This is a genomic window from Terracoccus luteus (genome assembly GCF_003635045.1).
Classification (GTDB): Bacteria; Actinomycetota; Actinomycetes; order Actinomycetales; family Dermatophilaceae; genus Terracoccus; species Terracoccus luteus.
This window is the reverse complement of the sequence record NZ_RBXT01000001.1, coordinates 2,676,474-2,698,979: the sequence shown is the minus strand read 5'-3', so window position 1 is coordinate 2,698,979 and position 22,506 is coordinate 2,676,474. Positions and strand designations below refer to the sequence as shown.

23 protein-coding genes are annotated in these 22,506 nt (G+C 73.5%); 16 read left to right on the top strand and 7 right to left on the bottom strand.

Translation table 11 applies throughout. The features are described 5' to 3' along the window. Positions 1 to 6: 6 nt before the first annotated feature. Together DFJ68_RS12255 and DFJ68_RS12250 are read left to right on the top strand one after the other, a co-directional pair. Positions 7 to 1,503 carry an NAD-dependent malic enzyme gene (locus DFJ68_RS12255; RefSeq protein ID WP_245963617.1) on the top strand — a complete coding sequence of 499 codons (1,497 nt, stop codon included), beginning with the start codon at positions 7 to 9 and terminating at the stop codon, positions 1,501 to 1,503. Between the two features lie 76 nt (positions 1,504 to 1,579). Beyond that, entirely contained in the window at positions 1,580 to 2,908 is a 1,329-nt protein-coding gene (locus tag DFJ68_RS12250) for an MFS transporter (protein WP_121033585.1), read from the top strand. Positions 2,909 to 3,073: 165 nt separating this feature from the next. On the opposite strand, the gene DFJ68_RS12245 is transcribed toward DFJ68_RS12250, so the two are convergent. The 3 genes from DFJ68_RS12245 to DFJ68_RS12235 all read right to left on the bottom strand — a co-directional run bounded on the left by DFJ68_RS12245 (position 3,074) and on the right by DFJ68_RS12235 (position 5,516). Further along, the gene (locus DFJ68_RS12245) at positions 3,074 to 4,288 is read right to left on the bottom strand and encodes an MFS transporter (protein WP_121033583.1); all 1,215 of its coding nucleotides are present in this window, start codon (positions 4,286 to 4,288) and stop codon (positions 3,074 to 3,076) included. A gap of 7 nt (positions 4,289 to 4,295) precedes the next feature. Beyond that, positions 4,296 to 4,829: a MarR family winged helix-turn-helix transcriptional regulator gene (locus DFJ68_RS12240; RefSeq protein ID WP_121033581.1), complete on the bottom strand. Its 534-nt coding sequence runs from the start codon at positions 4,827 to 4,829 to the stop codon at positions 4,296 to 4,298. 78 nt (positions 4,830 to 4,907) lie between these two features. Further along, positions 4,908 to 5,516 carry a TetR/AcrR family transcriptional regulator gene (locus DFJ68_RS12235; protein ID WP_245963616.1) on the bottom strand — a complete coding sequence of 203 codons (609 nt, stop codon included), beginning with the start codon at positions 5,514 to 5,516 and terminating at the stop codon, positions 4,908 to 4,910. A 247-nt stretch (positions 5,517 to 5,763) separates the two neighbouring features. Between DFJ68_RS12235 and DFJ68_RS12230 the strand changes: the two genes are divergently transcribed. Beyond that, positions 5,764 to 5,976 (top strand): hypothetical protein, encoded by a 213-nt coding sequence (locus tag DFJ68_RS12230; RefSeq protein ID WP_121033579.1) that lies wholly within the window; start codon positions 5,764 to 5,766, stop codon positions 5,974 to 5,976. Positions 5,977 to 6,137: 161 nt separating this feature from the next. On the opposite strand, the gene DFJ68_RS12225 is transcribed toward DFJ68_RS12230, so the two are convergent. Further along, complete coding sequence (locus DFJ68_RS12225; protein ID WP_121033577.1) at positions 6,138 to 6,656, bottom strand: inorganic diphosphatase; 519 nt, start codon at positions 6,654 to 6,656, stop codon at positions 6,138 to 6,140. 171 nt (positions 6,657 to 6,827) lie between these two features. Here DFJ68_RS12225 and dacB point away from each other — a divergent pair, with 171 nt between their 5' ends. From dacB to DFJ68_RS12170, 11 genes are all read left to right on the top strand, one after another. Further along, positions 6,828 to 8,258: a D-alanyl-D-alanine carboxypeptidase/D-alanyl-D-alanine endopeptidase gene (dacB, locus tag DFJ68_RS12220; protein WP_121033576.1), complete on the top strand. Its 1,431-nt coding sequence runs from the start codon at positions 6,828 to 6,830 to the stop codon at positions 8,256 to 8,258. 74 nt (positions 8,259 to 8,332) lie between these two features. After that, complete coding sequence (locus tag DFJ68_RS12215; RefSeq protein ID WP_121033573.1) at positions 8,333 to 9,427, top strand: zinc-dependent metalloprotease; 1,095 nt, start codon at positions 8,333 to 8,335, stop codon at positions 9,425 to 9,427. Continuing rightward, the gene (tilS, locus tag DFJ68_RS18520) at positions 9,424 to 10,440 is read left to right on the top strand and encodes a tRNA lysidine(34) synthetase TilS (protein WP_245963615.1); all 1,017 of its coding nucleotides are present in this window, start codon (positions 9,424 to 9,426) and stop codon (positions 10,438 to 10,440) included. The genes DFJ68_RS12215 and tilS overlap by 4 nt, the downstream gene beginning before the upstream one ends. Before the next feature lie 225 nt (positions 10,441 to 10,665). Next, the gene (gene hpt / locus DFJ68_RS18515; RefSeq protein ID WP_121033569.1) at positions 10,666 to 11,217 is read left to right on the top strand and encodes a hypoxanthine phosphoribosyltransferase; all 552 of its coding nucleotides are present in this window, start codon (positions 10,666 to 10,668) and stop codon (positions 11,215 to 11,217) included. A gap of 10 nt (positions 11,218 to 11,227) precedes the next feature. Next, positions 11,228 to 12,052: a DUF1028 domain-containing protein gene (locus DFJ68_RS12200; RefSeq protein ID WP_121033567.1), complete on the top strand. Its 825-nt coding sequence runs from the start codon at positions 11,228 to 11,230 to the stop codon at positions 12,050 to 12,052. A gap of 380 nt (positions 12,053 to 12,432) precedes the next feature. Beyond that, entirely contained in the window at positions 12,433 to 14,577 is a 2,145-nt protein-coding gene (gene ftsH / locus DFJ68_RS12195; protein WP_121033565.1) for an ATP-dependent zinc metalloprotease FtsH, read from the top strand. A gap of 3 nt (positions 14,578 to 14,580) precedes the next feature. Further along, positions 14,581 to 15,153, top strand: a complete 573-nt coding sequence (gene folE, locus DFJ68_RS12190; RefSeq protein WP_121033563.1) for a GTP cyclohydrolase I FolE — start codon at positions 14,581 to 14,583, stop codon at positions 15,151 to 15,153. Between the two features lie 44 nt (positions 15,154 to 15,197). After that, the gene (gene folP / locus DFJ68_RS12185; protein WP_121035334.1) at positions 15,198 to 16,037 is read left to right on the top strand and encodes a dihydropteroate synthase; all 840 of its coding nucleotides are present in this window, start codon (positions 15,198 to 15,200) and stop codon (positions 16,035 to 16,037) included. Next, the gene (gene folK, locus DFJ68_RS12180) at positions 16,034 to 16,969 is read left to right on the top strand and encodes a 2-amino-4-hydroxy-6-hydroxymethyldihydropteridine diphosphokinase (RefSeq protein ID WP_121033561.1); all 936 of its coding nucleotides are present in this window, start codon (positions 16,034 to 16,036) and stop codon (positions 16,967 to 16,969) included. Before folP ends, folK begins: the two co-directional genes overlap by 4 nt. After that, positions 16,966 to 17,436 (top strand): DUF3180 domain-containing protein, encoded by a 471-nt coding sequence (locus DFJ68_RS12175; RefSeq protein WP_121033559.1) that lies wholly within the window; start codon positions 16,966 to 16,968, stop codon positions 17,434 to 17,436. Before folK ends, DFJ68_RS12175 begins: the two co-directional genes overlap by 4 nt. Before the next feature lie 313 nt (positions 17,437 to 17,749). Next, entirely contained in the window at positions 17,750 to 18,568 is an 819-nt protein-coding gene (locus DFJ68_RS12170; RefSeq protein WP_211333353.1) for a hypothetical protein, read from the top strand. Positions 18,569 to 18,666: 98 nt separating this feature from the next. On the opposite strand, the gene DFJ68_RS12165 is transcribed toward DFJ68_RS12170, so the two are convergent. Genes DFJ68_RS12165 through DFJ68_RS12155 form a run of 3 tightly spaced genes read right to left on the bottom strand, consistent with a single transcriptional unit; the run spans position 18,667 to position 21,337 of the window. After that, entirely contained in the window at positions 18,667 to 18,879 is a 213-nt protein-coding gene (locus DFJ68_RS12165) for a hypothetical protein (protein WP_121033555.1), read from the bottom strand. After that, a complete protein-coding gene (locus DFJ68_RS12160) occupies positions 18,876 to 20,063 on the bottom strand; it encodes an NADH-quinone oxidoreductase subunit D (RefSeq protein ID WP_121033553.1) in 1,188 nt (395 codons plus the stop codon). The genes DFJ68_RS12165 and DFJ68_RS12160 overlap by 4 nt, the downstream gene beginning before the upstream one ends. Continuing rightward, the gene (locus DFJ68_RS12155) at positions 20,060 to 21,337 is read right to left on the bottom strand and encodes a lanthionine synthetase LanC family protein (protein WP_121033551.1); all 1,278 of its coding nucleotides are present in this window, start codon (positions 21,335 to 21,337) and stop codon (positions 20,060 to 20,062) included. The genes DFJ68_RS12160 and DFJ68_RS12155 overlap by 4 nt, the downstream gene beginning before the upstream one ends. A gap of 60 nt (positions 21,338 to 21,397) precedes the next feature. Here DFJ68_RS12155 and DFJ68_RS12150 point away from each other — a divergent pair, with 60 nt between their 5' ends. Then, complete coding sequence (locus DFJ68_RS12150) at positions 21,398 to 22,054, top strand: hypothetical protein (RefSeq protein WP_121033549.1); 657 nt, start codon at positions 21,398 to 21,400, stop codon at positions 22,052 to 22,054. Between the two features lie 166 nt (positions 22,055 to 22,220). Continuing rightward, positions 22,221 to 22,502, top strand: a complete 282-nt coding sequence (locus DFJ68_RS12145; RefSeq protein ID WP_121033547.1) for a three-helix bundle dimerization domain-containing protein — start codon at positions 22,221 to 22,223, stop codon at positions 22,500 to 22,502. The last annotated feature ends 4 nt before the right edge of the window (positions 22,503 to 22,506 follow it).

The following is a 22,506-nucleotide window of genomic DNA, read 5'->3' as shown; positions in this document are numbered from 1 at the left end:
CCCAGCGTGTCAGAGTCGATCCAGCGCGCCAGGGCCACCACCGCCTCCTACTCGATCACGATCCGCATCCACGCGGGCACGGACCCGGCGGTGATCGGCGCCCTCGCGATGAAGGTGGCCGACGGCGGCGGCATCACGACCGCCCTCGACATCGTCGACTCGCAGCCGGACCGTCTCGTCATCGACCTCACGTGCTCGGCGAGCGACGCCGACCACGCGAGCGAGATCGTCGAGTCGGTCGAGACGCTCGAGGGCGTGCGGGTGCACAAGGTCAGCGACCGCGTCTTCCTGCTGCACCTCGGCGGCAAGATCAGCGTCGAGAGCAAGGTGCAGATCCGCAACCGCCAGGACCTCGCCATGGCCTACACGCCCGGCGTCGGCCGCGTCAGCCAGGCCCTCTTCGAGCACCCCGAGGACGTCCCGCGCCTGACCATCAAGGGCAACTCCGTCGCCGTCGTCACCGACGGCTCGGCCGTGCTCGGCCTCGGCAACATCGGGCCGCAGGCCGCCCTGCCGGTCATGGAGGGCAAGGCCGCGCTCTTCAAGCGCTTCGCCGACATCGACGCGTGGCCGATCTGCCTCGACACGACCGACGTCGACGAGATCGTGCGCACCGTCGAGCTCATCGCGCCCGGCTTCGGCGGCATCAACCTCGAGGACATCGCGGCCCCCCGCTGCTTCGAGGTCGAGGCCAAGCTGCGCGAGCGCCTGTCGATCCCCGTCTTCCACGACGACCAGCACGGCACGGCCATCGTCGTGCTCGCCGCCCTCACCAACGCGCTGCGCTGCGTCGACAAGCAGCTCGCCGCGGCCAAGATCGTCGTCTCCGGCGGTGGCGCCGCCGGGTCGGCCATCGTGCAGCTGCTGCTCGCGGCCGGGGCCGTGGACGTCACCGTGAGCGACCGCCACGGGCTGCTCAACCGCGAGGACGCCGACCTGACCCCGGCGTGGGCCGAGCTGGCCGCCAAGACCAATCCCCGCGGCCTCTCCGGCTCGCTGCGCGACGGCCTGCAGGGTGCCGACGTCTTCATCGGCGTCAGCGCACCGCGCATCCTGCAGCCCGAGTGGATCGACGAGATGGCCGAGAAGCGCATTGTCTTCGCCCTGGCCAACCCCGACCCCGAGGTCGACATCTACGAGGCGACCCAGCGGGCCACCGTCGTCGCGTCGGGCCGCAGCGACTACCCGAACCAGATCAACAACGTCCTCGCCTTCCCCGGCGTCTTCCGCGGTCTGCTCGACGCGCGCGCGAGCGACGTCACGACCGAGATGCTCATCAAGGCGGCGGAGGCCATCGCGTCGGTCGTCACCGACGAGCAGCTCAACCCGAACTACATCATCCCCAGCGTCTTCCAGCGCGACATGAGCAAGACCGTCGCCAAGGCCATCGTCGACTGCGTGCCGAAGGCCCCTTCGTCGAAGTCGTCGGCCACGAGCGCCGTCGCCGACGAGGATGCCGTGCACGACGCCGCCGACGCGGCGGCCGACGCCACGCGCGCCTGAGCCGGGTGCCCACGACGACCCCCGGAGCAGACCCGACCCTCCCCACCGATCCCGCGGCGCGCCGACGGGTGCCGGCATGACCGCCGGCGCCCCGGCGCTCCGCTTCGCGCTCGACGGCCGCCGCGCCTGGTCGGTGTGGGCCGCGGCCATCGCCGTCTACGTGCTCGCGGTCTTCCACCGCACCTCGCTCGGTGTCGCCGGTCTCGACGCCGCCGAGCGGTTCGGCATCAGCAGCTCGCAGCTGTCGACCTTCACCATCCTGCAGGTCTTCGTCTACGCCGCGATGCAGCTGCCGGTCGGTGCGCTGCTCGACCGCTTCGGCTCGAAGCGGCTGCTCGGCGTCGGCCTGACCCTGCTCACGGTCTCGCAGCTCGGGTTCGCCTTCGTCGACTCGTTCGCGGCCGCCCTCGCCTGCCGTGTCCTGCTCGGCATCGGCGACGCCATGGTCTTCATCTCCGTGCTGCGGCTCGTCGCGCTCTGGTTCTCACCCCGCCGCACCCCGATGGTCACGCAGGTGACCGGCGTCCTCGGCCAGCTCGGCGCGCTGGCCGCCGCCGGGCCGCTCGCCGCCGCCCTGCACACGTGGGGATGGACCCCGTCGTACGCGACGGCCGCCGGCGTCGGCATCCTCGCCGGGGTGGCGCTCGTGCTCCTCGTCAAGGACAGCCCCTACGCCGACCAGCACCGCGAGGAGCTGCGCCTGCGGGCGCTCGCCCGCACCCTGCGCGCGGCGTGGCTCGTGCCCGGCACCCGGCTCGGGCTGTGGTCGCACTTCACGTCGCAGTTCTCGTCGAACATGTTCTCGATGCTGTGGGGCTTCCCCTTCCTCGTGTCGGGGCAGGGGCTCTCGCCCGGCACGGCGTCGGTGCTGCTCATGGTCATGGTCGTCACGTCGATCGCGAGCAGCCCGGTCATCGGCACGCTGACGGTGCGCTTCCCGTTCTCGCGCAGCACGCTCGTGCTGTGCATCGTCGCCGCCGCGGTCACGGCGTGGACCGTCGTCATCGCCTGGCCCGGCCGCGCGCCGCTGTGGCTGCTCGTCGTGCTCGTCGTGCTCATCGCCGTCGGTGGCCCGGGGTCGATGGTCGGCTTCGACCTCGCCCGCACTTTCAACCCGCCGACCCGCATCGGCAGCGCCTCGGGCATCGTCAACACCGGGGGGTTCGTCGCCACGCTGGCCGCGGTGGCCCTCGTCGGCGTCGTACTCGACCGGGTGTCACCGGCGGGGCCGTCGAGCTGGGACGTCGACGCCTTCCGCCTCGCGATGTGTGTCCAGTACCCCGTGTGGGCGCTCGGGGTCATGCAGATCGTGCGCTACCGGCGCAAGGCCCGGCGTGCGGCGCTCGAGTCCGACCCCGAGAAGTACGCCCAGATGCAGGCCGGCAACCCCGTCACCTTCCACTGACCCCGCGCGCCACCCCGTCGAGAGGTCGAATGGACCCCGTCGAGAGGTCACGCCGAGGGCCGACCCGGACGCGAGCGGGACCGGACCTCCATGAGGTCCGGTCCCACTCGGCATCCGGCGGCGTTCTCGACGGGGTCAGGCGTCGGGAACTGGCCTCTCGACGGGTCAGGCGTCGCCGACGGTGAGCGCCTCGGCCTCGACGCGCGAGGCGACCGGCTCGGCGCCGTGGTCGTCCTCGTGGTCGAGCGCGCCGATGATCGAGCGCGCCGTGAGCAGCACGAGCACGGCGGCGAAGACGGCACCCGAGCCGACCCAGAAGGGCAGGTGCACCGAGCGCTCGCCGAGCGTGCCGGCCAGCCACGGGGCGATGGCGCCACCGCTGAAGCGGACGAAGCTGTAGGCGGCCGAGGCCACCCCGCGCTCGACCGGGGCCACCTTCATGACGGTCTCGGTGATGAGCGTGTTGTTGACGCCAAGGAACGCACCGGCGAGGACGACGCACACGACGAGCAGCGTCTTGCTCTCGGTGGCGACCGCCATGACGGCGAGGATGACGGCGAAGCCGAGCAGGGCGCCGACGATGCCGGCCATCGTGCCGAAGCGACGCTGGACCAGGGGCGCGACGAACACCGAGGTGACGGCGAGCAGGACGCCCCAGCCGAAGAAGATGAAGCCGATCTCGTGCGCGCCCATGGCGAGCGGGAAGGGCGTGAACGCGAGCAGGGTGAAGAAGCCGAAGTTGTAGAGCAGCGACGTGACGCCGACGGTGAGCAGCCCGCGGTGGCCGAGCGCACGCAGCGGCGCGCCGAGCGAGGTGGGCGTCGCGGCGGGCGGGGTGGCCGGCAGCGTCGTCACGGTGGCGATGAAGGCCAGGGCCATGAGGACGGCGACGCCGTAGAACGGCCAGCGCCACGAGATGCCGCCGAGCCAGCCACCGAGCAGCGGGCCGGTCGCGATGCCGACGCCGAGCGCGGCCTCGTAGAGGATGATCGCCTGCTTCACCGAGCCGGATGCCGCGCCCACGATCGTCGCGAGCGCCGTGGCGATGAAGAGGGCGTTGCCGAGGCCCCACAGGGCGCGGAAGGCGACGATGCCGCCGACGGAGTCCTGGCTGCCGGCGAGGGCCGCGCCGACGATGATGAGGGCGAGGCCGATGAGCAGGGTTCGCTTGGCGCCGACGCGGCTGCTGACCCACCCCGTGCCGAGCATGGCCACGCCCATGACGGCGAGGTAGCTGGTGAACAGGAGCGAGACCTGCGAGGGTCCGGCACCGAGCTCGTCGGCGATCGGCTTGAGGATCGGGTCGACGAGGCCGATGCCCATGAAGGAGATCACGCAGGCGAAGGCGATCGACCAGACGGTCTTGGGTTGGCGCCACATGGTGTGGTCATCCGTCCTTTCGGGTCGGGATGGGGTTCAGTCCTGGGGTGGGCGCCGCGGCGTCCGGGGAGGAGTCGACGGCGTCGGTGCCCTCCGCGCTCTCGCCGTTCTCGGCGTCCTCGGCCGACCGCAGCAGGTCGGCGAGCACGCCGACGGCGGTGCGCACCCGCGCCACGCCGGCCTCGTCGAGCTCGGCGAGCAGCGGGGCGAGGGTCTCGACGCGGGCCCGGCGCACGCCGTCGAGGGCAGTGCGGCCGGAGTCGCTCAGCGCGAGCAGTGACGCGCGGCCGTCGGCCGGGTCGGCCGAGCGTTCCACCCAGCCGGCGGACTCGAGCCGCTGCAGCTGGGTCGTCATCGTCGGCTGGCTGCTGTGGTCGGCGACGGCGAGCGCGCTGACGCGGGCCGGGCCGAGCTCGTCGAGCAGGGCGAGCAGCCGGGCCTGCGCGAACGGCACGTCGAACGGCGCGTTGCGGCTGGCCCAGCGCGAGAGCCGGGCGGCCGAGCGCAGCAGCTCGTTGCCTAGGGAGTCGAGGTCGTCCACGCCCCCAATATAGATAGATTATCTATGTATCGCAAGACGAGAGGATGCCGGCCCGCCCGGTCGGCGCGGAGGGCCCGCTCAGCGGGCGAGGAGCCCGTCGGCGACGACGCCGAGCATCGGCGTGACGTCGAGGTGGTCGGCCCGGGAGGTGTCGACGACGCTCGCCACGCCGCCGAGCAGGCGCATGATCTCGTGCGGGTCGACGTCGTCACGCAGCTCGCCCCGCTCGGCGAGGCTGTCGAGCACGACGCGGTTGGCCTCGCCCATGACGCGGCACTTGCCGTGGATGGGGGAGGTGGGGTCGTCCATGGCCGCGCAGATCTTGGCCGCCGCGCCGCGGTGCAGGGTGATGTGTCCCACGAGGTCGCCGAACCAGGCGACGAGCGTGTCGTGGGCCGGTGCGCCGGCCTCGGCGGCGCTGCGCGCATCGGCCTCGACCCGGCTGGCCCAGTCGCTCATCAGCGCGTCGACGAGCGCCTCGCGGGTGGGGAAGTGGCGGTAGAGCGTGCCCGGCCCGACCTCGGCGCGGCGGGCGATCTCGTCGAGCGAGCCGTCGGCGCCGCTCTCGGCGAAGACGAGCCGGGCGGTGGCGAGGATCTTGTCGTAGTTGCGCCGGGCGTCGGCGCGCATGGGCTTCGGGGCGGACGGGTCGGTCGCCGCCGACGAGGCGGCGGTCACGGCCGTCACGTCGGGCTGGTCGCTCGCATCCGGCGGGACGGCCTGTGCCACAGGCGGTTCCGAGGTGCGCGGCACCCGCTTCGAACGGGCTGCGCTCGTCGTGCCGGGAGGCGTCACGACCCTGCTCCTTGCTAAACGGAGAAGTTCTCCGTATCGTCGTCCTGGAAGAACCGGAGTGGCTCTCCGTTAAGCGTACCGCCACCACGGGGTACCTCCCAGCCAGTACCGCAGAGCACGACCAGCAAGGAGACCGCCCATGAGCTCCATCGCTCACATCGTCCGGTCGACCGGACGCAACCCCCACCACTTGCCCACCGTCACCGCCCGCACCTACGTGCCGCGCACCGAGCGTGCCCGCGACGCCCGCACCGGCCGGGTCGAGCCCCTGACGGCCTTCCCCGCGCGCATGTCGCCCGCCGCCTCGCTCGACGAGAACGAGAACGAGCACGAGCAGCGCTCGGTCGCCTGACCGTCACGCCTGACGGTCACGCCTGACTGCACCGGCAACGGCCCGCAGTCGACGGCCACCGGACACGACGACGGCCGCCACCCCTCGGGGTGGCGGCCGTCGCTGCGTCCGCGGCCGGTGCCGCGGACGCCCATCCGTGTGTGCGTGGTGTCGGTACGGCCTCAGTGACCGGTCGGCATGGCCCAGCGGGCCGTCGACAGGCCCTGCTCCCGGGCCCGCTCGAGCGCCTCGCCGATGACCTTCTCGGCCGCCGCGCGGTCGCCCCAGTCGGAGCCCTCGACGTGCTTGCCGGGCTCGAGGTCCTTGTAGCGCTCGAAGAAGTGCTGGACCTCGCCGAGCGTGAACGGGCTGACGTCGCCGATGTCCTGCACGTTCTCGGTGCGCGGGTCGACGGGCACGCACAGCACCTTGTCGTCGCCACCGGCCTCGTCGGTCATGTGGAAGATCCCGACCGGGCGCGCCTTGACGACGACGCCGGGGAAGAGCGGCTCGGGCAGCAGCACGAGGGCGTCGAGCGGGTCGCCGTCCTCGCCCAGGGAGTCCTCGATGTACCCGTAGTCGGCCGGGTAGGCCATCGGCGTGAAGAGGTAGCGGTCGAGCCGCACCCGCCCCGTCTCGTGGTCGATCTCGTACTTGTTGCGCTGGCCGCGCGGGATCTCGATCGTGACGTCGAACTCCACGTCATTCCCCTTCGTGTGCGCCGCACCCCTCGCGGCACCGGTCTCGGATGCCGGTGGGCCGGGCGGCTGCTGACAGAATCTTCCGCGACAGTGTGGCAGCACGACCGGCCGATGGCGAACGAGGCCCGGGGGCCCGTGCGCCGACGACCGGAGGGGCGAGAGGGGGAGCGGATGCGACGAGGTCTGGCCGTGCTGGCGGCGCTCGGCGTCCTCGCCGGGGGCTACGCCGCCCTCGACGCCGCCGACCTCACCCCCGGCCTGCTGACGACGCGACCGGCCCCGCCGCCGCCGCCGACCGAGACCCCCGCGACGCGCACGCTGCCCGTGGTCGCGCAGCCCAGCGCCCCGGCATCCGCGGGGATGCCGCTGCCCTCGCTCGCGGGCGACGCACGGGCGGCGACCCCGGCCGGCGTGCGCACCGCCCTCGCCGGGGTGCTGCGGCTGCCCGCCCTCGACGACTCCGCGCTCGTCGTGCGCGACGGCCAGAGCGGCGACGTGCTCTACGAGCAGGACGCCGACACCCCGCGCATCCCCGCCTCGACGACGAAGATCCTCTCGGCCCTCGCGATCGGCGACGCCTTCGCGGCCGACGCGACCCTGACGACCCGCACCGTGCAGGGAGCCGCGGCCGACGAGGTCGTGCTCGTCGCCGGTGGCGACTCGCTGCTCGCCCCCGGCCGGGGCGAGCCCACCGCAGTGGCGGGCCGCGCGGGGCTCGGCGACCTCGCCGACGCGACCGCCGCGGCCCTGCGGCGCGAGGGCCGCACGTCGGTGACCCTCTCGGTCGACACGACCTATGCGCGTGGTCCGCTCGTGGCCCCGACCTGGGCGACGAGCTTCCGCCCCGAGGGCATCACCGGCGCCGTCGCCATGCTCGGGCGCAGCGACCAGCGCGCCACCGGTGGCCGGATCGGGCCGGCCGACCCCGTCGCGAGCACCCTCGACCGGTTCGCGACGCTGCTGCGCGACCGCGGCCTCACGGTCTCGGTGTCGGCGACCCCGGCGCCGGCGACGCCCGCGTCGGCCGTCTCGCTCGGGGCGGTCGAGTCGGCGCCCGTCCGCGACCAGCTCGCGCTCGCCCTCACCGAGTCGGACAACGCACTCACCGAGATCCTCGCCCGCCAGGCCGCGTCCCGCTCCGGGGTCGACACCGGCGGCGCCGACGGGTTCGCCCGCACCGGCGCGTGGGTCGTCTCGCGGGTGGCCGCGCTCGGGCTCGGCACCGGCGGCGTCACCCTGAGCGACGCGAGCGGCCTCTCCCGGCAGAACCGCGTGACGGCCCGGCTGCTCACCGACGTCCTCGTCCTCGGCTACGACGGGCGACACCCCGTGCTGCGCACGGCCCTCGACGGCCTGCCCGTCGGCGGCCTGAGCGGCACCCTGGCCGGCCGGTTCGACACCCCGACGACGAAGGATGCCGCGGGGCGGGCCCGGGCGAAGACGGGCACCCTGACGGGCGCCAACGCGCTCGCGGGCAGCGTCGTCGACGACGACGGACGGCTGATCGTCTTCTCCGGCCTCGTCGCCGACGCGGGAACCAACGACGCGAGGTCGGCGTTGGATCGGTTCGTGGCGGCCGTCGCCGCGTGCGGCTGCCGCTGACCGGGACGGAACGGGCAGGACGGACGGCGGGTGCCGGCGGGTACGGTCACCGACGACACGACGAAGGGGATCGCATGACCGACACCACCGTGGCGCCCGAGGCGTCACCGACCGGCGGTCGCCGCCCGGGCTACGTCGACTACGAGTTCGCCAAGCGCGCCGGTCGCACCCTCGTCAAGGCGGGACCGCAGGTGTCCGCCGCCGAGGCGTCCGACATCGTCGGCGACCTCCGGCAGGCGGCGGCCGAGGCGGTCGCGCCCGTGGCCGAGACGTCCGACCTGCACGCCCCCGACGACGCGCCCGCACCCCTCGTCGTCGACCGGCCGGGCTGGATCAGCGCCAACGTCGACTCCTTCCGCGCCCTGCTGGAGCCCGTCGTCGACAAGATGGCGAGCACGATGAAGAAGGCCCCCGGTGCGGCCACCCAGGCCATCGGCGGCAAGGTCACCGGGGCCGAGATGGGCAGCCTGCTCGCCTTCCTCTCGAGCCGGGTGCTGGGCCAGTACGACCTCGCGCCGGGCGGCACCCCCCGCCTGCTGCTCGTCGCCCCGAACATCGTCGCCACCGAGCGGCGCCTCGAGGTCGACCCGCACGACTTCCGGCGCTGGGTCGCCATGCACGAGGAGACCCACCGGGTGCAGTTCACCGCGGTGCCGTGGCTGCGCGACCACCTCGTCAGCGCCTCGCAGGCCCTCGCGGTCGACCTCGCGCCGACGCCCGACGACTTCAGCAAGCGGCTCGAGTCGCTGGCCCGCAACCTGCCCGACGTCTTCACCTCCGGCGAGGGGGTGGCCAACCTCTTCGCGACGCCCGAGCAGAAGGCCCGCATCGCCGACATCACGGCGGTCATGTCGCTGCTCGAGGGCCACGCCGACGTCGTCATGGACGACGTGGGCCCCCGCGTCATCCCGACCGTCGCGCACATCCGGCGACGGTTCGACGAGCGCCGCAGCGGGGCGGTCGGCGTCGACAAGCTGCTGCGCCGGCTGCTCGGTCTCGAGGCGAAGATGCGCCAGTACCGCGACGGCGCCGGCTTCGTCCGGGCCGTGCACGAGCAGGTCGGGCGCGACGGCTTCAACGCCGTCTGGACCTCACCCGAGACCCTGCCCCGCGGTGCCGAGATCCTCGACCCGGGCGCGTGGGTGCGACGCGTCCACGGCGCCGCGTGAGGGGGCCGTCCGAGGTGCCCGGCCCCGATCCCGCCGTCGCCGCCACCCGGCTCGCCGTCCGTGACCACCTCGGCGACCTCGAGCCGGGCTCGCTCGTGCTCAGCGCCTGCTCCGGCGGCCCCGACTCCACCGCCCTTGCCGCGGCTCTCGCGTTCGAGGCCTCGCGGGCCGGGATGCGGGCCGGCGCGGTCGTCGTCGACCACCGGCTGCAGGAGGGCTCGGGCGCCGTCGCGCAGGAGGCCGCCTCACTCTGCCGCGACATGGGCCTGGACCCGGTCGAGGTCGTCGAGGCGACGGTGCCGACGACGGGGGCCGGCCTCGAGGCCGACGCCCGCTCGGCCCGGTTCGCGGCCATCACCGCGACCGCCGACCGGCTCGGCGCCGCCCTCGTCATGCTCGGCCACACCCGCGACGACCAGGCCGAGCAGGTGCTGCTCGGCCTGTCCCGCGGCTCGGGCGCCCGCTCCCTCTCCGGGATGCCGGTGCGCCGCGACCGCTTCGTGCGCCCGCTGCTGTCCCTCCCGCGCGCCACCACCCTCGCCGCCTGCGCGGCGTACGGCATCGACCCGTGGGACGACCCCCACAACCGCGACGAGTCGTTCCGCCGGGTGCGCGCCCGTCGGCTGCTCGCCAGCCTCGAGTCCGAGCTCGGCCCCGGCTTCGCGGCCGCGCTGGCCCGCAGCGCCGACCTGCTGCGCGAGGACGCCGACCACCTCGAGACCCTCGCCGTCGAGGCCCGGGCGTCCCTGCCCGACGCCGATGGCCACCCGGGCGTCGACCTCGACGCGCTCGCGGCGCTGCCCCGCGCCATCCGCACCCGGGTCTGGCGGCTGCTGGCCGCCGAGGCCGGGGCGCCGCTCGCCGACGTCAGCGCCGCCCACGTCGAGTCGCTCGATGCCCTGCTCACCTCGTGGCACGGCCAGGGCCCACTGCACGTGCCCGGCGGCATCGCCGTCGCCCGCGAGCGGCGCGCCATCCGGTTCCGCCCCCTGCGGGACGCCGCCACCGCCTGACCCGTCGAGAGGCCAGTCCCGACGCCCCCCCGACCCGTCGAAAGGCCACGTCCCGACGCGGCTCCACCCGTCGAGAGGCCGCGTCCCGAGGCGTCCTCGCGCCACCCCCGACGGCCGCGAGCGGGCGTGGGGTTGAATGGTCCCCGGCCGCCGGGGCCGGGGACCGACGAGGTCTCGCCGGGCGCCGGAGCACACCCAGCACACCGAGCGCACCGAGGAGCCGTCGTGGACAGCGAGCACATGGGAGCCGACCTGGCGAAGGTGCTGCTCACCGAGGAGCAGATCCAGGCCCGGCTCGGAGAGCTCGCCGCCGACATCTGGCGCGACTACGAGGGCAAGGACGTCCTGCTCGTCGGCGTCCTCAAGGGGGCGGTCGTCGTCATGGCCGACCTCATGCGCGCCCTGCCCGGCACGGTGCCGATGGACTGGATGGCGGTCAGCTCGTACGGCTCCGGCACGAAGAGCTCGGGCGTCGTGCGCATCCTCAAGGACCTCGACGCCGACATCAGCGGCAAGCACGTACTCATCGTCGAGGACATCATCGACTCGGGCCTGACGCTGTCGTGGATCAAGTCCAACCTCGAGTCGCGCAGCCCGGCCTCGGTCGAGATCTGCACGCTGCTGCGCAAGCCCGACGTCGTCAAGGTCGACATCCCCGTGCGCTACGTCGGCTTCGACATCCCCAACGAGTTCGTCGTGGGGTACGGCCTCGACTACGCGGAGCGCTACCGCAACCTGCGGTGCGTGGGCACCCTCGCCCCCCACGTCTACGAGTGAGGCAGACCCGATGACCTTCTCCATCGTCGCCCGGCAGGGCTCCGCCCACGGCATCGCCGTCGCGAGCAAGTTCCTCGCCGTCGGCGCGGTCGTGCCCGCCGCCCGGCTCGGGGTGGGCGCGGTCGCCACCCAGTCGTACGCCCGCGTCGCCTACCTCGAAGAGCTGCTCGGCCGCCTCGCCGGCGGGCAGCCGGTCTCGACGGCGCTCGACGAAGCCGTCGCCCTGGACGAGGGCCGCGAGACCCGCCAGATCGGCGTCGTCGGGGTCGACGGCGCCGCCACCTTCACCGGTGGCGAGTGCAACGACTGGGCCGGGGGAGTGGCGGCCGACGAGGGCGACACCGCCTTCGCCATCCAGGGCAACATCCTCGTCGGGCCGCAGGTCGTCCAGGCCATGGAGCAGGCCTGGCGCGACTCGGCCGGGCGCCCCTTCGCCCAGCGGCTGCTCGCCGCCCTCGCCGCGGGCGACGACGCCGGGGGCGACTCCCGCGGTCGTCAGAGCGCCGCCCTCTACGCCGTCGAACCGGATGCCGGCTACGACGACTGCGGCGTGCTGGCCGACCTGCGGGTCGACGACCACACCGACCCCGTCGGCGAGCTCGGTCGCCTGCTCGGCGAGTGGGAGATGTTCTTCGGCAAGCCCGAGGGGGTCGAGCCGCTCACCGGGCAGCTCGGAGACGAGGTGCGCGAGCGGCTGGCGCGGCTCGGCTTCGAGGGCGACGACGTGGCGACGTCACTGGCCGACTGGGCCGGGCACGCGAACTACGAGTCCCGCCTCAGCGACGACGGCATCGACGCCCGAGTGCTGACCGCCCTGCGCGACGCGACCGCCTGACCGCACGCGCGACGGCATCCTCGTCGGCCCCGGGGAGGGCGCTGGACACGGCGCTCAGAAGGGCCACCCCGGCGCCCCCACCGTCCCCGCGGCCCCCGTCACGGCTCCCTCACTGCTCCGTGTCGCGGAGCAGTGAGACCCACTGCTCCGTCAGGCGGAGCAGTGGGCGAGGGGGCCACAGGGCGGGCCACCACCGGACCGCTGTCCGTACCGCCGCCCCGCCGGCCACGCCCCGCAAGGTCGCAACGGGGCGCAAACGGGCATGGCCGGGTTGGTCACAGCGCGCGACCATGCGGAACACTGGACCCCTACCGGTCGTTGTGCCGGTGGATCGACTCATCTCAGAGCAGGAGGACCGGGGCCGCTGGTCTCGTACGCACATGAACGCCAAGCGAATCGTCAAGACACCATTGGTGTGGATCCTCGTGCTCGTCGCCGCGCTCGTCTTCGGGATGATGTTCTCGTCGTCGGGCCCGCCGCGCATCGACACGTCCGCGGCCATGGCCCAGATCGCCGCCAAGAACGTCGAGTCGGCCAAGCTCATCAACAACGAGCGCATGGAGCTGACCCTCAAGACGCCCTACACCTCGCCCGACGGCTCGGTGAAGGACGCCAAGACCGTCTACGCCTACTACGTCAACGCTCGTGGTGGCCAGGTCGTCGACGCGCTCAACTCGGCGGCCCCGAGCAAGGGCGTGACCGACCAGATCGACCAGCCGAGCTGGTTCGGCTCCCTGCTCTTCTCGATCCTGCCGATCATCGTCATCCTCGGCCTCTTCTGGTTCCTCATGGGCCAGATGCAGGGCGGCGGCAACCGCGTCATGCAGTTCGGCAAGTCGCGGGCCAAGCTCGCCACGAAGGACACCCCCAAGGTGACCTTCGCCGACGTCGCCGGCTGCGACGAGGCGATCGAGGAGCTGCACGAGATCAAGGAGTTCCTGCAGGAGCCCTCGAAGTTCCTCGCCGTCGGCGCCAAGATCCCCAAGGGCGTGCTGCTCTACGGACAGCCCGGTACCGGCAAGACCCTGCTGGCCCGCGCCGTCGCGGGCGAGGCGGGCGTGCCGTTCTACTCGATCTCCGGTTCGGACTTCGTCGAGATGTTCGTCGGTGTCGGCGCCAGTCGTGTGCGTGACCTCTTCGAGCAGGCCAAGGCCAACGCCCCCGCCATCGTCTTCGTCGACGAGATCGACGCCGTCGGCCGCCACCGTGGCGCCGGCATGGGCGGCGGTCACGACGAGCGCGAGCAGACGCTGAACCAGCTGCTCGTCGAGATGGACGGCTTCGACGTCAAGACCAACGTCATCCTCATCGCCGCCACGAACCGCCCCGACATCCTCGACCCGGCGCTGCTGCGCCCGGGCCGCTTCGACCGCCAGATCGCCGTCGACAGCCCCGACATGATCGGGCGCCACCGCATCCTCGAGGTGCACTCCCAGGGCAAGCCCATGGCCGACGACGTCGACCTGCTCGCCGTCGCCCGTCGCACGCCCGGCTTCACCGGTGCCGACCTCGCCAACGTGCTCAACGAGGCGGCCCTGCTCACGGCCCGCAGCGACAAGAAGATCATCGACAACCACGCGCTCGACGAGGCCATCGACCGTGTCATCGCCGGCCCGCAGAAGCGCACCCGCATCATGTCGGCCAAGGAGCGCAAGATCACGGCCTACCACGAGGGTGGCCACGCCCTCGTCGCCGCGGCGCTCAACCACACCGACCCGGTGACCAAGGTGACGATCCTGCCGCGCGGCCGGGCCCTCGGCTACACGATGGTCATGCCGATCGACGACAAGTACTCGACGACCCGCAACGAGATCCTCGACCAGCTCGCGTACGCCCTCGGTGGCCGCGTCGCCGAGGAGATCGTCTTCCACGAGCCGACGACCGGCGCGAGCAACGACATCGAGAAGGCCACCGGCATGGCCCGCAAGATGATCACCGAGTACGGCATGAGCGAGCGCATCGGCGCCATCAAGCTGGGCCAGAGCCAGGGCGAGGTCTTCCTCGGCCGCGACATGGGCCACCAGCGCGACTACTCCGAGGAGATCGCGGGCGTCGTCGACGAGGAGGTGCGCACCCTCATCGAGGCCGCGCACGACGAGGCGTACCACGCCCTCAACTCCAACCGCGACATCCTCGACACCCTCGTGCTCGAGCTGCTCGAGAAGGAGACGCTCAACGCCCACGAGCTCGCCGAGATGTTCAAGCCCGTCAACAAGGCGCCCAAGCGCCCGACGTGGCTCTCGTCGCAGACGCGTCAGCTGCCCGACCGCCCGCCGGTCCTGACCCCCGCCGAGCTGGCGGCCCAGAACGGGCACGGCCAGAACGGCGCCGGGCAGAACGGCACGAACGGGTTCCCGAATCCCAACGGCCACCTGCCGCCGCCGGTCGCCCCCGACCGCGCCATCGAGGAGAAGATCGACGAGGCCGCCTCCGTCGGCGCCCACCCGCTGGCCGACGAGCGCCCCGCCGAGCAGATCATCGAGGTGCCCGACGACCAGCCCGTCAACCCCGGCGAGAAGAGCTGACGGATGCCGGTCGACCACGAGCGGGCGGAGGCAGCCGTCCGCGAGCTGCTGCTGGCCATCGGCGAGGACCCCTCCCGTGAGGGGCTCGTCGACACCCCCGGTCGCGTCGCCCGGGCGTACGCGGAGATCTTCGCCGGGCTCGATATGAGCCCGGCCGACGTCCTGGGCAAGACGTTCGAGATCGACCACCAGGAGCTCGTCATCGTGCGGGACATCGAGGTGTACAGCACGTGCGAGCACCACCTCGTCCCCTTCCACGGGGTCGCGCACGTCGGCTACATCCCGAGCCGTGACGGGCGGGTGACGGGGCTGTCGAAGCTGGCCCGGCTCGTCGAGGTGTACGCGCGTCGCCCGCAGGTGCAGGAGCGGCTGACGGCCCAGGTCGCGGACGCGCTCGTCGAGCACCTCGACGTGCAGGGCGTCATCGTCGTCATCCAGGCCGAGCACCTGTGCATGTCGATGCGGGGCATCCGCAAGCCGGGCGCCAGCACCATCACCTCGGCGGTGCGGGGCCAGCTGCGCGACCCGGCCACTCGAGCGGAGGCCATGTCGCTGATGCTCGAGGGCAACCGGTGACGACCGCCGGCGAGCTGCTCGGCGTCACCGACCGGACGCTCGTCATGGGGGTCGTCAACGTGACGCCCGACTCCTTCTCCGACGGAGGCGAGTGGTTCGAGCCGGACGCCGCCCTCGCGCACGGCCTCGAGGTGCTGGATGCCGGTGCCGACGTCGTCGACGTCGGTGGCGAGTCGACGCGGCCGGGCGCCGAGCGACCCACGGTCGCGGAGGAGCTGCGGCGGGTGCTGCCGCTCGTGACCGCCCTCGCCGATCGCGGCGCCGTCGTCTCCATCGACACGATGCGCGCCGAGGTGGCGGCGGCCGCGGTGGAGGCCGGCGCCGGCATCGTCAACGACGTCTCCGGTGGGCTGGCCGACCCCGACATGGTGCCCTTCGTCGCGGGTTCCGGGCTGCCGTTCGTCGCCATGCACTGGCGCGGCCACAGCTCCGAGATGCAGTCGCGGGCCGTCTACGCCGACGTCGTCGGTGAGGTGCTCTACGAGCTGTCGGTGCGCCGTGACGAGATCGTGCGGGCCGGGGTGGACGCCGAGCGTCTCGTGCTCGACCCGGGGCTCGGCTTCGCCAAGACGGCCGAGCACAACTGGCAGCTGCTCGCCGCCCTGCCCGAGCTGCACGGGCTCGGCCACCCGGTCGTGCTCGGGGCCTCGCGCAAGACCTTCCTCGGCCGGCTCGGCCGCTCCGCCGACGAGGCCCCCCGGCCCCCGGCCGACCGTGACCTCGAGACCGTCGCCACCTCGGTCATGGCCGCGATGGCCGGCCTCTGGTGCGTGCGGGTGCACGACGTCCCGTCGACGGTGCGGGCGCTCGCGGTCGTGCAGGCAGCGGCCGAGCACGCCCCCGACGACGACCCCGACGGGCCCGACGAGGGCGGTGTCCGGTGAGCACCGACCGCGCGGGCGACCGCATCCTGCTCGAGGGCGTCAGCGCCTACGGGTACCACGGCGTGCTCGCCGACGAGAAGCGCGACGGCCAGACCTTCGTCGTCGACGTGCTCATGCACCTCGACGCGGCGACCGCCGGTCGCAGCGACGACCTGCACGACACGGTGAGCTACGCGGAGGTGGCCGGCCAGGTCGTCGCCCGCATCACCGGCCCGTCGTTCGACCTCATCGAGCGCCTCGCCGAGGTGGTCGCCGACGACGTTCTCGACCACGCCCTCGTGGATGCCGTCGAGGTCGTCGTGCACAAGCCGCAGGCCCCCGTGGGCCATCCGTTCACCGACGTCCAGGTGCGGGTGGTGCGGGAGAACGCGCCCCGCGTCGTCGTCGCCCTCGGCGCCAACCTCGGCGACCGCGGCGAGACGCTGGCCGCGGCGGTGGACGCGCTGCGGGACACCGACGGACTGACGGTGACGAGGGTGTCGCCGGTCGTCGAGACCGACCCCGTCGGCGGTCCCGAGCAGCCCCCGTACCTCAACGCCGTCGTCGTCGGTCGCTCGACGATGGCGCCCGACACGCTGCTGGCCCGCCTGCACGAGATCGAGGCCGAGCACGGCCGCACCCGTGAGATCCGCTGGGGGGCAAGGACGCTCGACCTCGACCTCATCGCCTTCGGCGCCCCCGGCTCGCGCCACGAGGTGACGAGCGACGACCCGACGCTGACCCTCCCGCACCCGCGGGCCCACGAGCGCGCCTTCGTGCTCGTGCCGTGGCACGACGCCGACCCGGGTGCGAGGCTGCGCGTGGGACCCGGCCCCGACGGCATCCGGTCGGTGGCCGACCTGCTCGACGGTCTCGACGCGACCGGCGTGCGGGCGCTGCCCGGGGCGGCACCGCTCGACGGTCCGGTGGCCGTGGGGGAGGGGGCCTCGTGACCCCGCACGCCGGCATCCGCGGCACGACGCTCGTCATCGCCGCCCTCGTCACGACGGGCATCGCCTGGCTCGGGCTGCGCGCGGCCGCGACCGGCGGGCTGCCCGACCAGGGGTGGATCGGGCTCGTCGCCATGCTCTTCCTCGCCGGTGGCCTCGTGGCGGCCGGGTGGCAGGTGCGGCGCGTGCGCGACGGCGAGGCGCTGTCGCACGTCACCCCGCTGCGCGCGGCTCGGACCCTCGTGCTCGCCCAGGCCGCGGCCCTGACCGGCGCGGTGCTGGTCGGCTGGTACGCGGCCAACGTGCTCGTGCTGCTGCCCGACATCGACGTCGAGTCGCAGCAGGCGCGGGTGTGGCCCTTCCTGGCCCACGACGTCGTCGCCGCGCTGCTCTCGGCGGCCGGCATGCTCGTACAGCGCTGGTGCCGTGTACGGCCCCGCGACGATGAGGACGCCGACCGCCGCTCCTGATGCGCCCCCCGGGCCGGCTCGATCAACTGGCCGATCACCTTGCACGTGGTGTTGCGCTGGCGACACCAGCCGCCAGCTGGTCTGCCGGTTGATCCGCCGCACATCGCGGGTCTGCGGGCCGGAGCGCGGCGGGGTCGTGCTCGAGACGTGACTGCCCGGGGTCTGGCAACGGTTCCGGCGCCTGTGGTGTCCTTAAGGCGTGACGTGCTCGCGCTCGAGAAGGGCCCGGTGGTGGGTGGCGGTGGCGGCCGTGGCGCTGACGGCGTCGGGGGCCGGCTGCTCCACCCAGGCGCCGCACGGACCGGGCGTCGACATGACCTCGAGCCCGACCGCCCTGCCGGTCGTGGCGGCCCCCGACCGCTTTCGGGTGCGCGCCGAACAGACCGCCGCGTCGCTGCGGAGCGGCGGCACCCTGGAGCACCTGCACGACGCCGTCGTGCTCATGCAGCCCGTCATGGTCGGCGGCGGCTTCGGCGACGACGGCGTGGCCAAGGAGACCTTCTTCGCCGGGCTGGTCCGACTCTCCCCGCGGGTCACAGGAGCGGGCTGGCCGGTGACCCTGCGGCCGCCCGGCCTGGCGCCCCGGGACGTCGTCACCCTCGGGCCCCGCGAGACCCTCGAGCTGGCCACCCACCTGCAGCCCTGCGGCGGGCGGGGTCAGGAACGGTGCGGCCTGACCGTCACCGGTGCCGAGCGCGGCTCCGTCTCCGTGCTGACCCAGCGCGGGGCGATGACGGCTCCGGTCTGGCGATTCACCGGGTCCGGGATCGACGACCCCCTCGTCGTCGTCGCGCTCCCGCCAGGAGTGCTGACCGAGGCCCCCGGAGCCGGGGGTGCTCCGAGCCCGCAGGACGGCGACCTCCTCGGAGCCGCGAGCGCCACGGCGACGGGACCGACCTCGCTGACCGTGCGTGTGTACTCGAGCGCCTGCGAGGTCGACCTGCAGGCCCACGTGTGGGAGGCCGACGACGTCGTGGTGGTCGGGGGGACGACGGGAGGGTGGGGCGGGGTCGCCGCCTGCCCGGCCATGTTGATGGCGACCCCGGCCGAGGTCCGGCTGGCGCGGCCGCTCGACGGCCGTCCGGTCGTCGAGGTCGTCAGTGGTCGCCTCCTGGGGCCCGAGCGCTCCTGATCGCACGGCGGTCACGGGCTGGACAGCCGACCGCCCGGCATCCGTGCTCGGGCGTCCCGGCGGGCCACCCGGCATCCGTGAACGTACGACGAGGTGACCTAGGGAAGGTCGCCCGTCCCGGACACCGACGGCAGGGGCACCACCGGCACGGTGGGCAGGTCGACCGTGGGGGTCGGCCAGGCCGGCGGCACGGTGTCGACGGTGTCCTCGTCGCTGCAGGCCGCCGCGAGCGTCACGCTCGCCGTGATCGCGAGGACGGCAGTGGCGCGCAGCCAGGTCGCACGGCCGGGACGGTTCGTCGGTGCGCTCACTTGTCGATGTCCCCAACGACGAAGAACATCGAGCCGAGGATGGCCACCATGTCGGCGATGAGCTGGCCGGGCAGCATGCTCGCGAGCACCGAGACGTTGTTGAACGAGGCCGAGCGCAGCTTGAGCCGCCACGGCGTCTTCTCGCCGCGCGAGACGAGGTAGTAGCCGTTGAAGCCGAGCGGGTTCTCGGTGGCGCAGTAGATGTGGCCCTCGGGCACCTTGAGCACCTTGGGCAGCCGCACGTTGACGGGCCCTTGCGGCAGCAGCGCGAGCCGGTCGAGGGCGGCGTCGGCGAGGTCGAGCGAGACGTGCACCTGCTCGAGCAGCACCTCGAGCCGGGCGAGGCAGTCGCCGGCGGTACGGGTCACGACCCGGCCCGGGCCGCCGTCGGGGAAGAGCTCACCGTAGGCGAGGTAGGGGGTGTCGCGGCGGAGGTCGACGTCGAGGCCGCTGGCCCGGCCGATCGGCCCGCTGACGCCGTGGGCGAGCACCGCCTCGAGCGGCAGGACCCCGACGCCACGGGTGCGCGCCTCGAGGATCTCGTTGCCGACGATGAGCCGCTCGAGGTCCGGCAGCCGGCGGCGCACCGCCGCGACGGCGTGGTGCGCGCGACCCAGCCAGCCGGCGGGGAGGTCCTCCTTGAGGCCGCCGACGCGGTTGAACATGTAGTGCATCCGCCCGCCGGAGATCTCCTCCATGACGGCCTGCAGCTCCTCGCGCTCGCGGAACGCGTGGAAGACGGGGGTGATCGCGCCGAGCTCGAGCGGGTAGCTGCCCAGGAACATCAGGTGGTTGAGCACCCGGTTGAGCTCGGCCAGCACGGTGCGCGCCCAGACCGCGCGCTCGGGCACCTCCATGCCGAGCAGCTGCTCGACCCCGAGCACGACCCCGAGCTCGTTGCTGAAGGCGCTCAGCCAGTCGTGGCGGTTGGCGAGCACGAGGATCTGCCGGTAGTCGCGCACCTCGAACAGCTTCTCGGCGCCGCGGTGCATGTAGCCGACGATCGGTTCGGCACTGACGATGCGCTCGCCGTCGACGACGATGCGCAGCCGGAGCACCCCGTGCGTCGCCGGGTGCTGTGGGCCGATGTTGAGCACCATGTCGGCGGTCGCGAGCCCGCCCGCACCGACGCCGACCGTGAGGGCGCGCTCGCCCCCGCGGGTGGCCGCCGTCGTCTCGGTCATGCTCCGAGTATGCCCGCCGGATGCCGTCGTGGCCGGGTCGGGTGGTCGGGCCACGGCACGGCGTAGGCGTCGTCACGACCGACGCGGACGCGGGCGTACCGCAGCAGCTCACGCACGATGCCGGCCGAGCCCATCGCCCAGCCGCGCTCGGGCCGGAGGTCGGGCGGGTCGTCCCGGTGCTCGTGGTTGCTCCACCGGGCCCCGTCCTCGTCGACGGTCGCGCGGGCGAGGAGGTCGTCGACGAGCACGTCGGCGAAGACGCCGGGGTCCTCGTGGCCGCCGTGGCCGCCGTGGTCGCCGTGGTCGCCCCGCTCCACCACGCGGTCGAGCGCGAGGGCCAGCACTCCGGCGGTGCCGCAGCAGCGACCGCTGTTGTCCCAGAACCCCGGACGCAGGCGCGCCGGCAGGCCGGAGGTCACGACCGTGTGCCAGCACCTGTCACCGAGCGCGCGCCAGCGGTCGTCGCCGGTGACCTGGTGCAGCAGCCGGAAGGTCTGCGCGTCGCCGGCCGGCCCGTTGCACCACCCGAGGCTGTAGCGCTCGATGAGGTCGGGGCGGTGGGGTGGGTCGGAGTGGGGGACGAGGAAGCCCTCGGGGCCCTGCTCGTCGCGGCCGACCACGTCGGCGGCTCCCCGCAGCGCGAGCTCGACGAGGTCGCCGCGTCCGACCTCCGAGCCGACCGTGCCCAGGGCCAGCACGATGCCGAGGGTGCCGTGCGCCACGTGGTGCGATCTCGCCGGGGTGGGGCGCACCGCCCAGTTCACGCCGGATGCCGTCGGGGTGGCCTCGGAGAGGTAGTGCTCGACCGCCGCGACGGCGAGGTCGTGGTCACCCGCGCGGAGGGCGCCCAGGGCGATCCCGGCGTTGCCGGCCAGCAGCTCGAACATGGGCCCCCAGCGGCCGTCGACCGCGCGACTGCGGACCAGCCGGAGCGCGTGCGCGGCTGCGTCCTCGCGCATCAGGACGTGCAGGGTGAAGGCGATGCCGGTCAGCCCGAAGTAGAGCGAGGAGACGTCGACGTCGTCGACCTGTGCGGCGAGACGGTCGGCGCCCTCGTCGACGAGGCGGCGCAGCCGAGCCGACCCGGTGTGCTCGGCCGCCTCGTGCAGGGCCAGCAGCACCCCGGCGTCCCCGGAGTAGAGGGACGGGTCGGGGTCGCTGCCGACCGTCGACACCCGGTCCGCCTGCTGCTCCCGTGCCGCCACGAGCCAGTCGACCGCTCGCCGGGCGAGGTCCTCGGCGACGGCAGCGCGGTCCGAGCCCGGGGTGCCCACGTGCCGAACCTAGCCCCGCGCCACCGGGCACGGGCCCGCGACCTCCGCCATACTCGCCGCATGTCGCTCAAGGTCGCGCACCGCGAACTCGTCGCCGAGGCGAGGGCCGTCGGCGAGCTGGACCTCGACTCCTTCACGGCCTCGCACCGACCCGGCGACGGGCTGACCGGCATCCACGTCTACCTCGTGACCGACCGGTCCCTCTGGCGCTCGGGGAGCCGCCGCCCGTGGTTCACCTCGCCCCTGCCCGTGCACCGGTGGCCGCTCGGCGACTGCTCGCTCGCGGCCGACCCCGACGGTCTCACCCTGACCACGCCAGACGGCACCGTCGGTCTCGACATCACCGCCGCGAGCGAGCTCGACCGGGTGACGGCCTTGTTCGCCGACCCGGTGGCCGGGGATCCGACCCCGCGTGTGTCGCTCGTCCCACCCCGCCCGGATGCCGTCCGCGAGCCGTCGCGTGCCTCGCGTCCGTGGGTGGTCGACCACGAGCTGCGGCTGACGGTGCGCGGCGAGCGCTTCGTCGTGCGCCCGAGGCTCGCCGAGCCCGGTACCTACGACTACGAGTGGCCGGACGCCCCCGGCGGACCGCACGGTTTTCTCGCCGGCTTCGCCGGCCCGGTGGAGTCGAGCGTGGCCGACCACGTCGACAGCATCGTCGGCTTCCTCGACGACATGGCCCCCGACGTCGGGTACCGGCTCCGCACCACCGACTGACGGCCCCGGACCGCCGACCACCCGCCGGCCGACCCCGTCGACGAACACACCGAGCAATGTCCAGATAGGCGGGTTGCAGCTCGCCGATCTGGACATTGCTCGGTGTGTTCGCCACCTGACGGGGCAGACGGTTGACGCTCGGGTCCGACGGCGTCACCCTCGGGAGATGCCCGCCGACCCTGCCGACCACCCCCGGCCCGACGTGGACGCCGGGCCGGAGCCGGGCCCGGTCGAGCAGGAGCGGCAGGCGCTGACCCACGTCTACGCCCGCCTGGCCGAGCGGTTCCCGTCCGTCGACCCGACGGTGATCGAGGCGGCGGTGCGTCTCGAGCACGTGCACCTCGACGGACCGATCCGCGACTACGTCCCGGTGCTCGTCGAGCACGCGGCGCGCGACCGCATCGCGGCCTTCGCCTCGCGCGGGCCCGAGGCCGACGAGCCGGTCTGACGGG

Bases quoted from the DNA above. Each gene is read 5' to 3' on its own strand.
- DFJ68_RS12150 (WP_121033549.1), top strand. From the start codon at position 21,398: ATGTCGCTCAAGGTCGCGCACCGCGAACTCGTCGCCGAGGCGAGGGCC.
- folP (WP_121035334.1), top strand. From the start codon at position 15,198: ATGGGGGTCGTCAACGTGACGCCCGACTCCTTCTCCGACGGAGGCGAG.
- DFJ68_RS12230 (WP_121033579.1), top strand. From the start codon at position 5,764: ATGAGCTCCATCGCTCACATCGTCCGGTCGACCGGACGCAACCCCCAC.
- ftsH (WP_121033565.1), top strand. From the start codon at position 12,433: ATGAACGCCAAGCGAATCGTCAAGACACCATTGGTGTGGATCCTCGTG.
- folE (WP_121033563.1), top strand. From the start codon at position 14,581: ATGCCGGTCGACCACGAGCGGGCGGAGGCAGCCGTCCGCGAGCTGCTG.
- DFJ68_RS12170 (WP_211333353.1), top strand. From the start codon at position 17,750: ATGACCTCGAGCCCGACCGCCCTGCCGGTCGTGGCGGCCCCCGACCGC.
- DFJ68_RS12145 (WP_121033547.1), top strand. From the start codon at position 22,221: ATGCCCGCCGACCCTGCCGACCACCCCCGGCCCGACGTGGACGCCGGG.
- DFJ68_RS12215 (WP_121033573.1), top strand. From the start codon at position 8,333: ATGACCGACACCACCGTGGCGCCCGAGGCGTCACCGACCGGCGGTCGC.
- DFJ68_RS12200 (WP_121033567.1), top strand. From the start codon at position 11,228: ATGACCTTCTCCATCGTCGCCCGGCAGGGCTCCGCCCACGGCATCGCC.
- DFJ68_RS12245 (WP_121033583.1), bottom strand. From the start codon at position 4,288: ATGTGGCGCCAACCCAAGACCGTCTGGTCGATCGCCTTCGCCTGCGTG.
- DFJ68_RS12250 (WP_121033585.1), top strand. From the start codon at position 1,580: ATGACCGCCGGCGCCCCGGCGCTCCGCTTCGCGCTCGACGGCCGCCGC.
- DFJ68_RS12160 (WP_121033553.1), bottom strand. From the start codon at position 20,063: ATGACCGAGACGACGGCGGCCACCCGCGGGGGCGAGCGCGCCCTCACG.
- dacB (WP_121033576.1), top strand. From the start codon at position 6,828: ATGCGACGAGGTCTGGCCGTGCTGGCGGCGCTCGGCGTCCTCGCCGGG.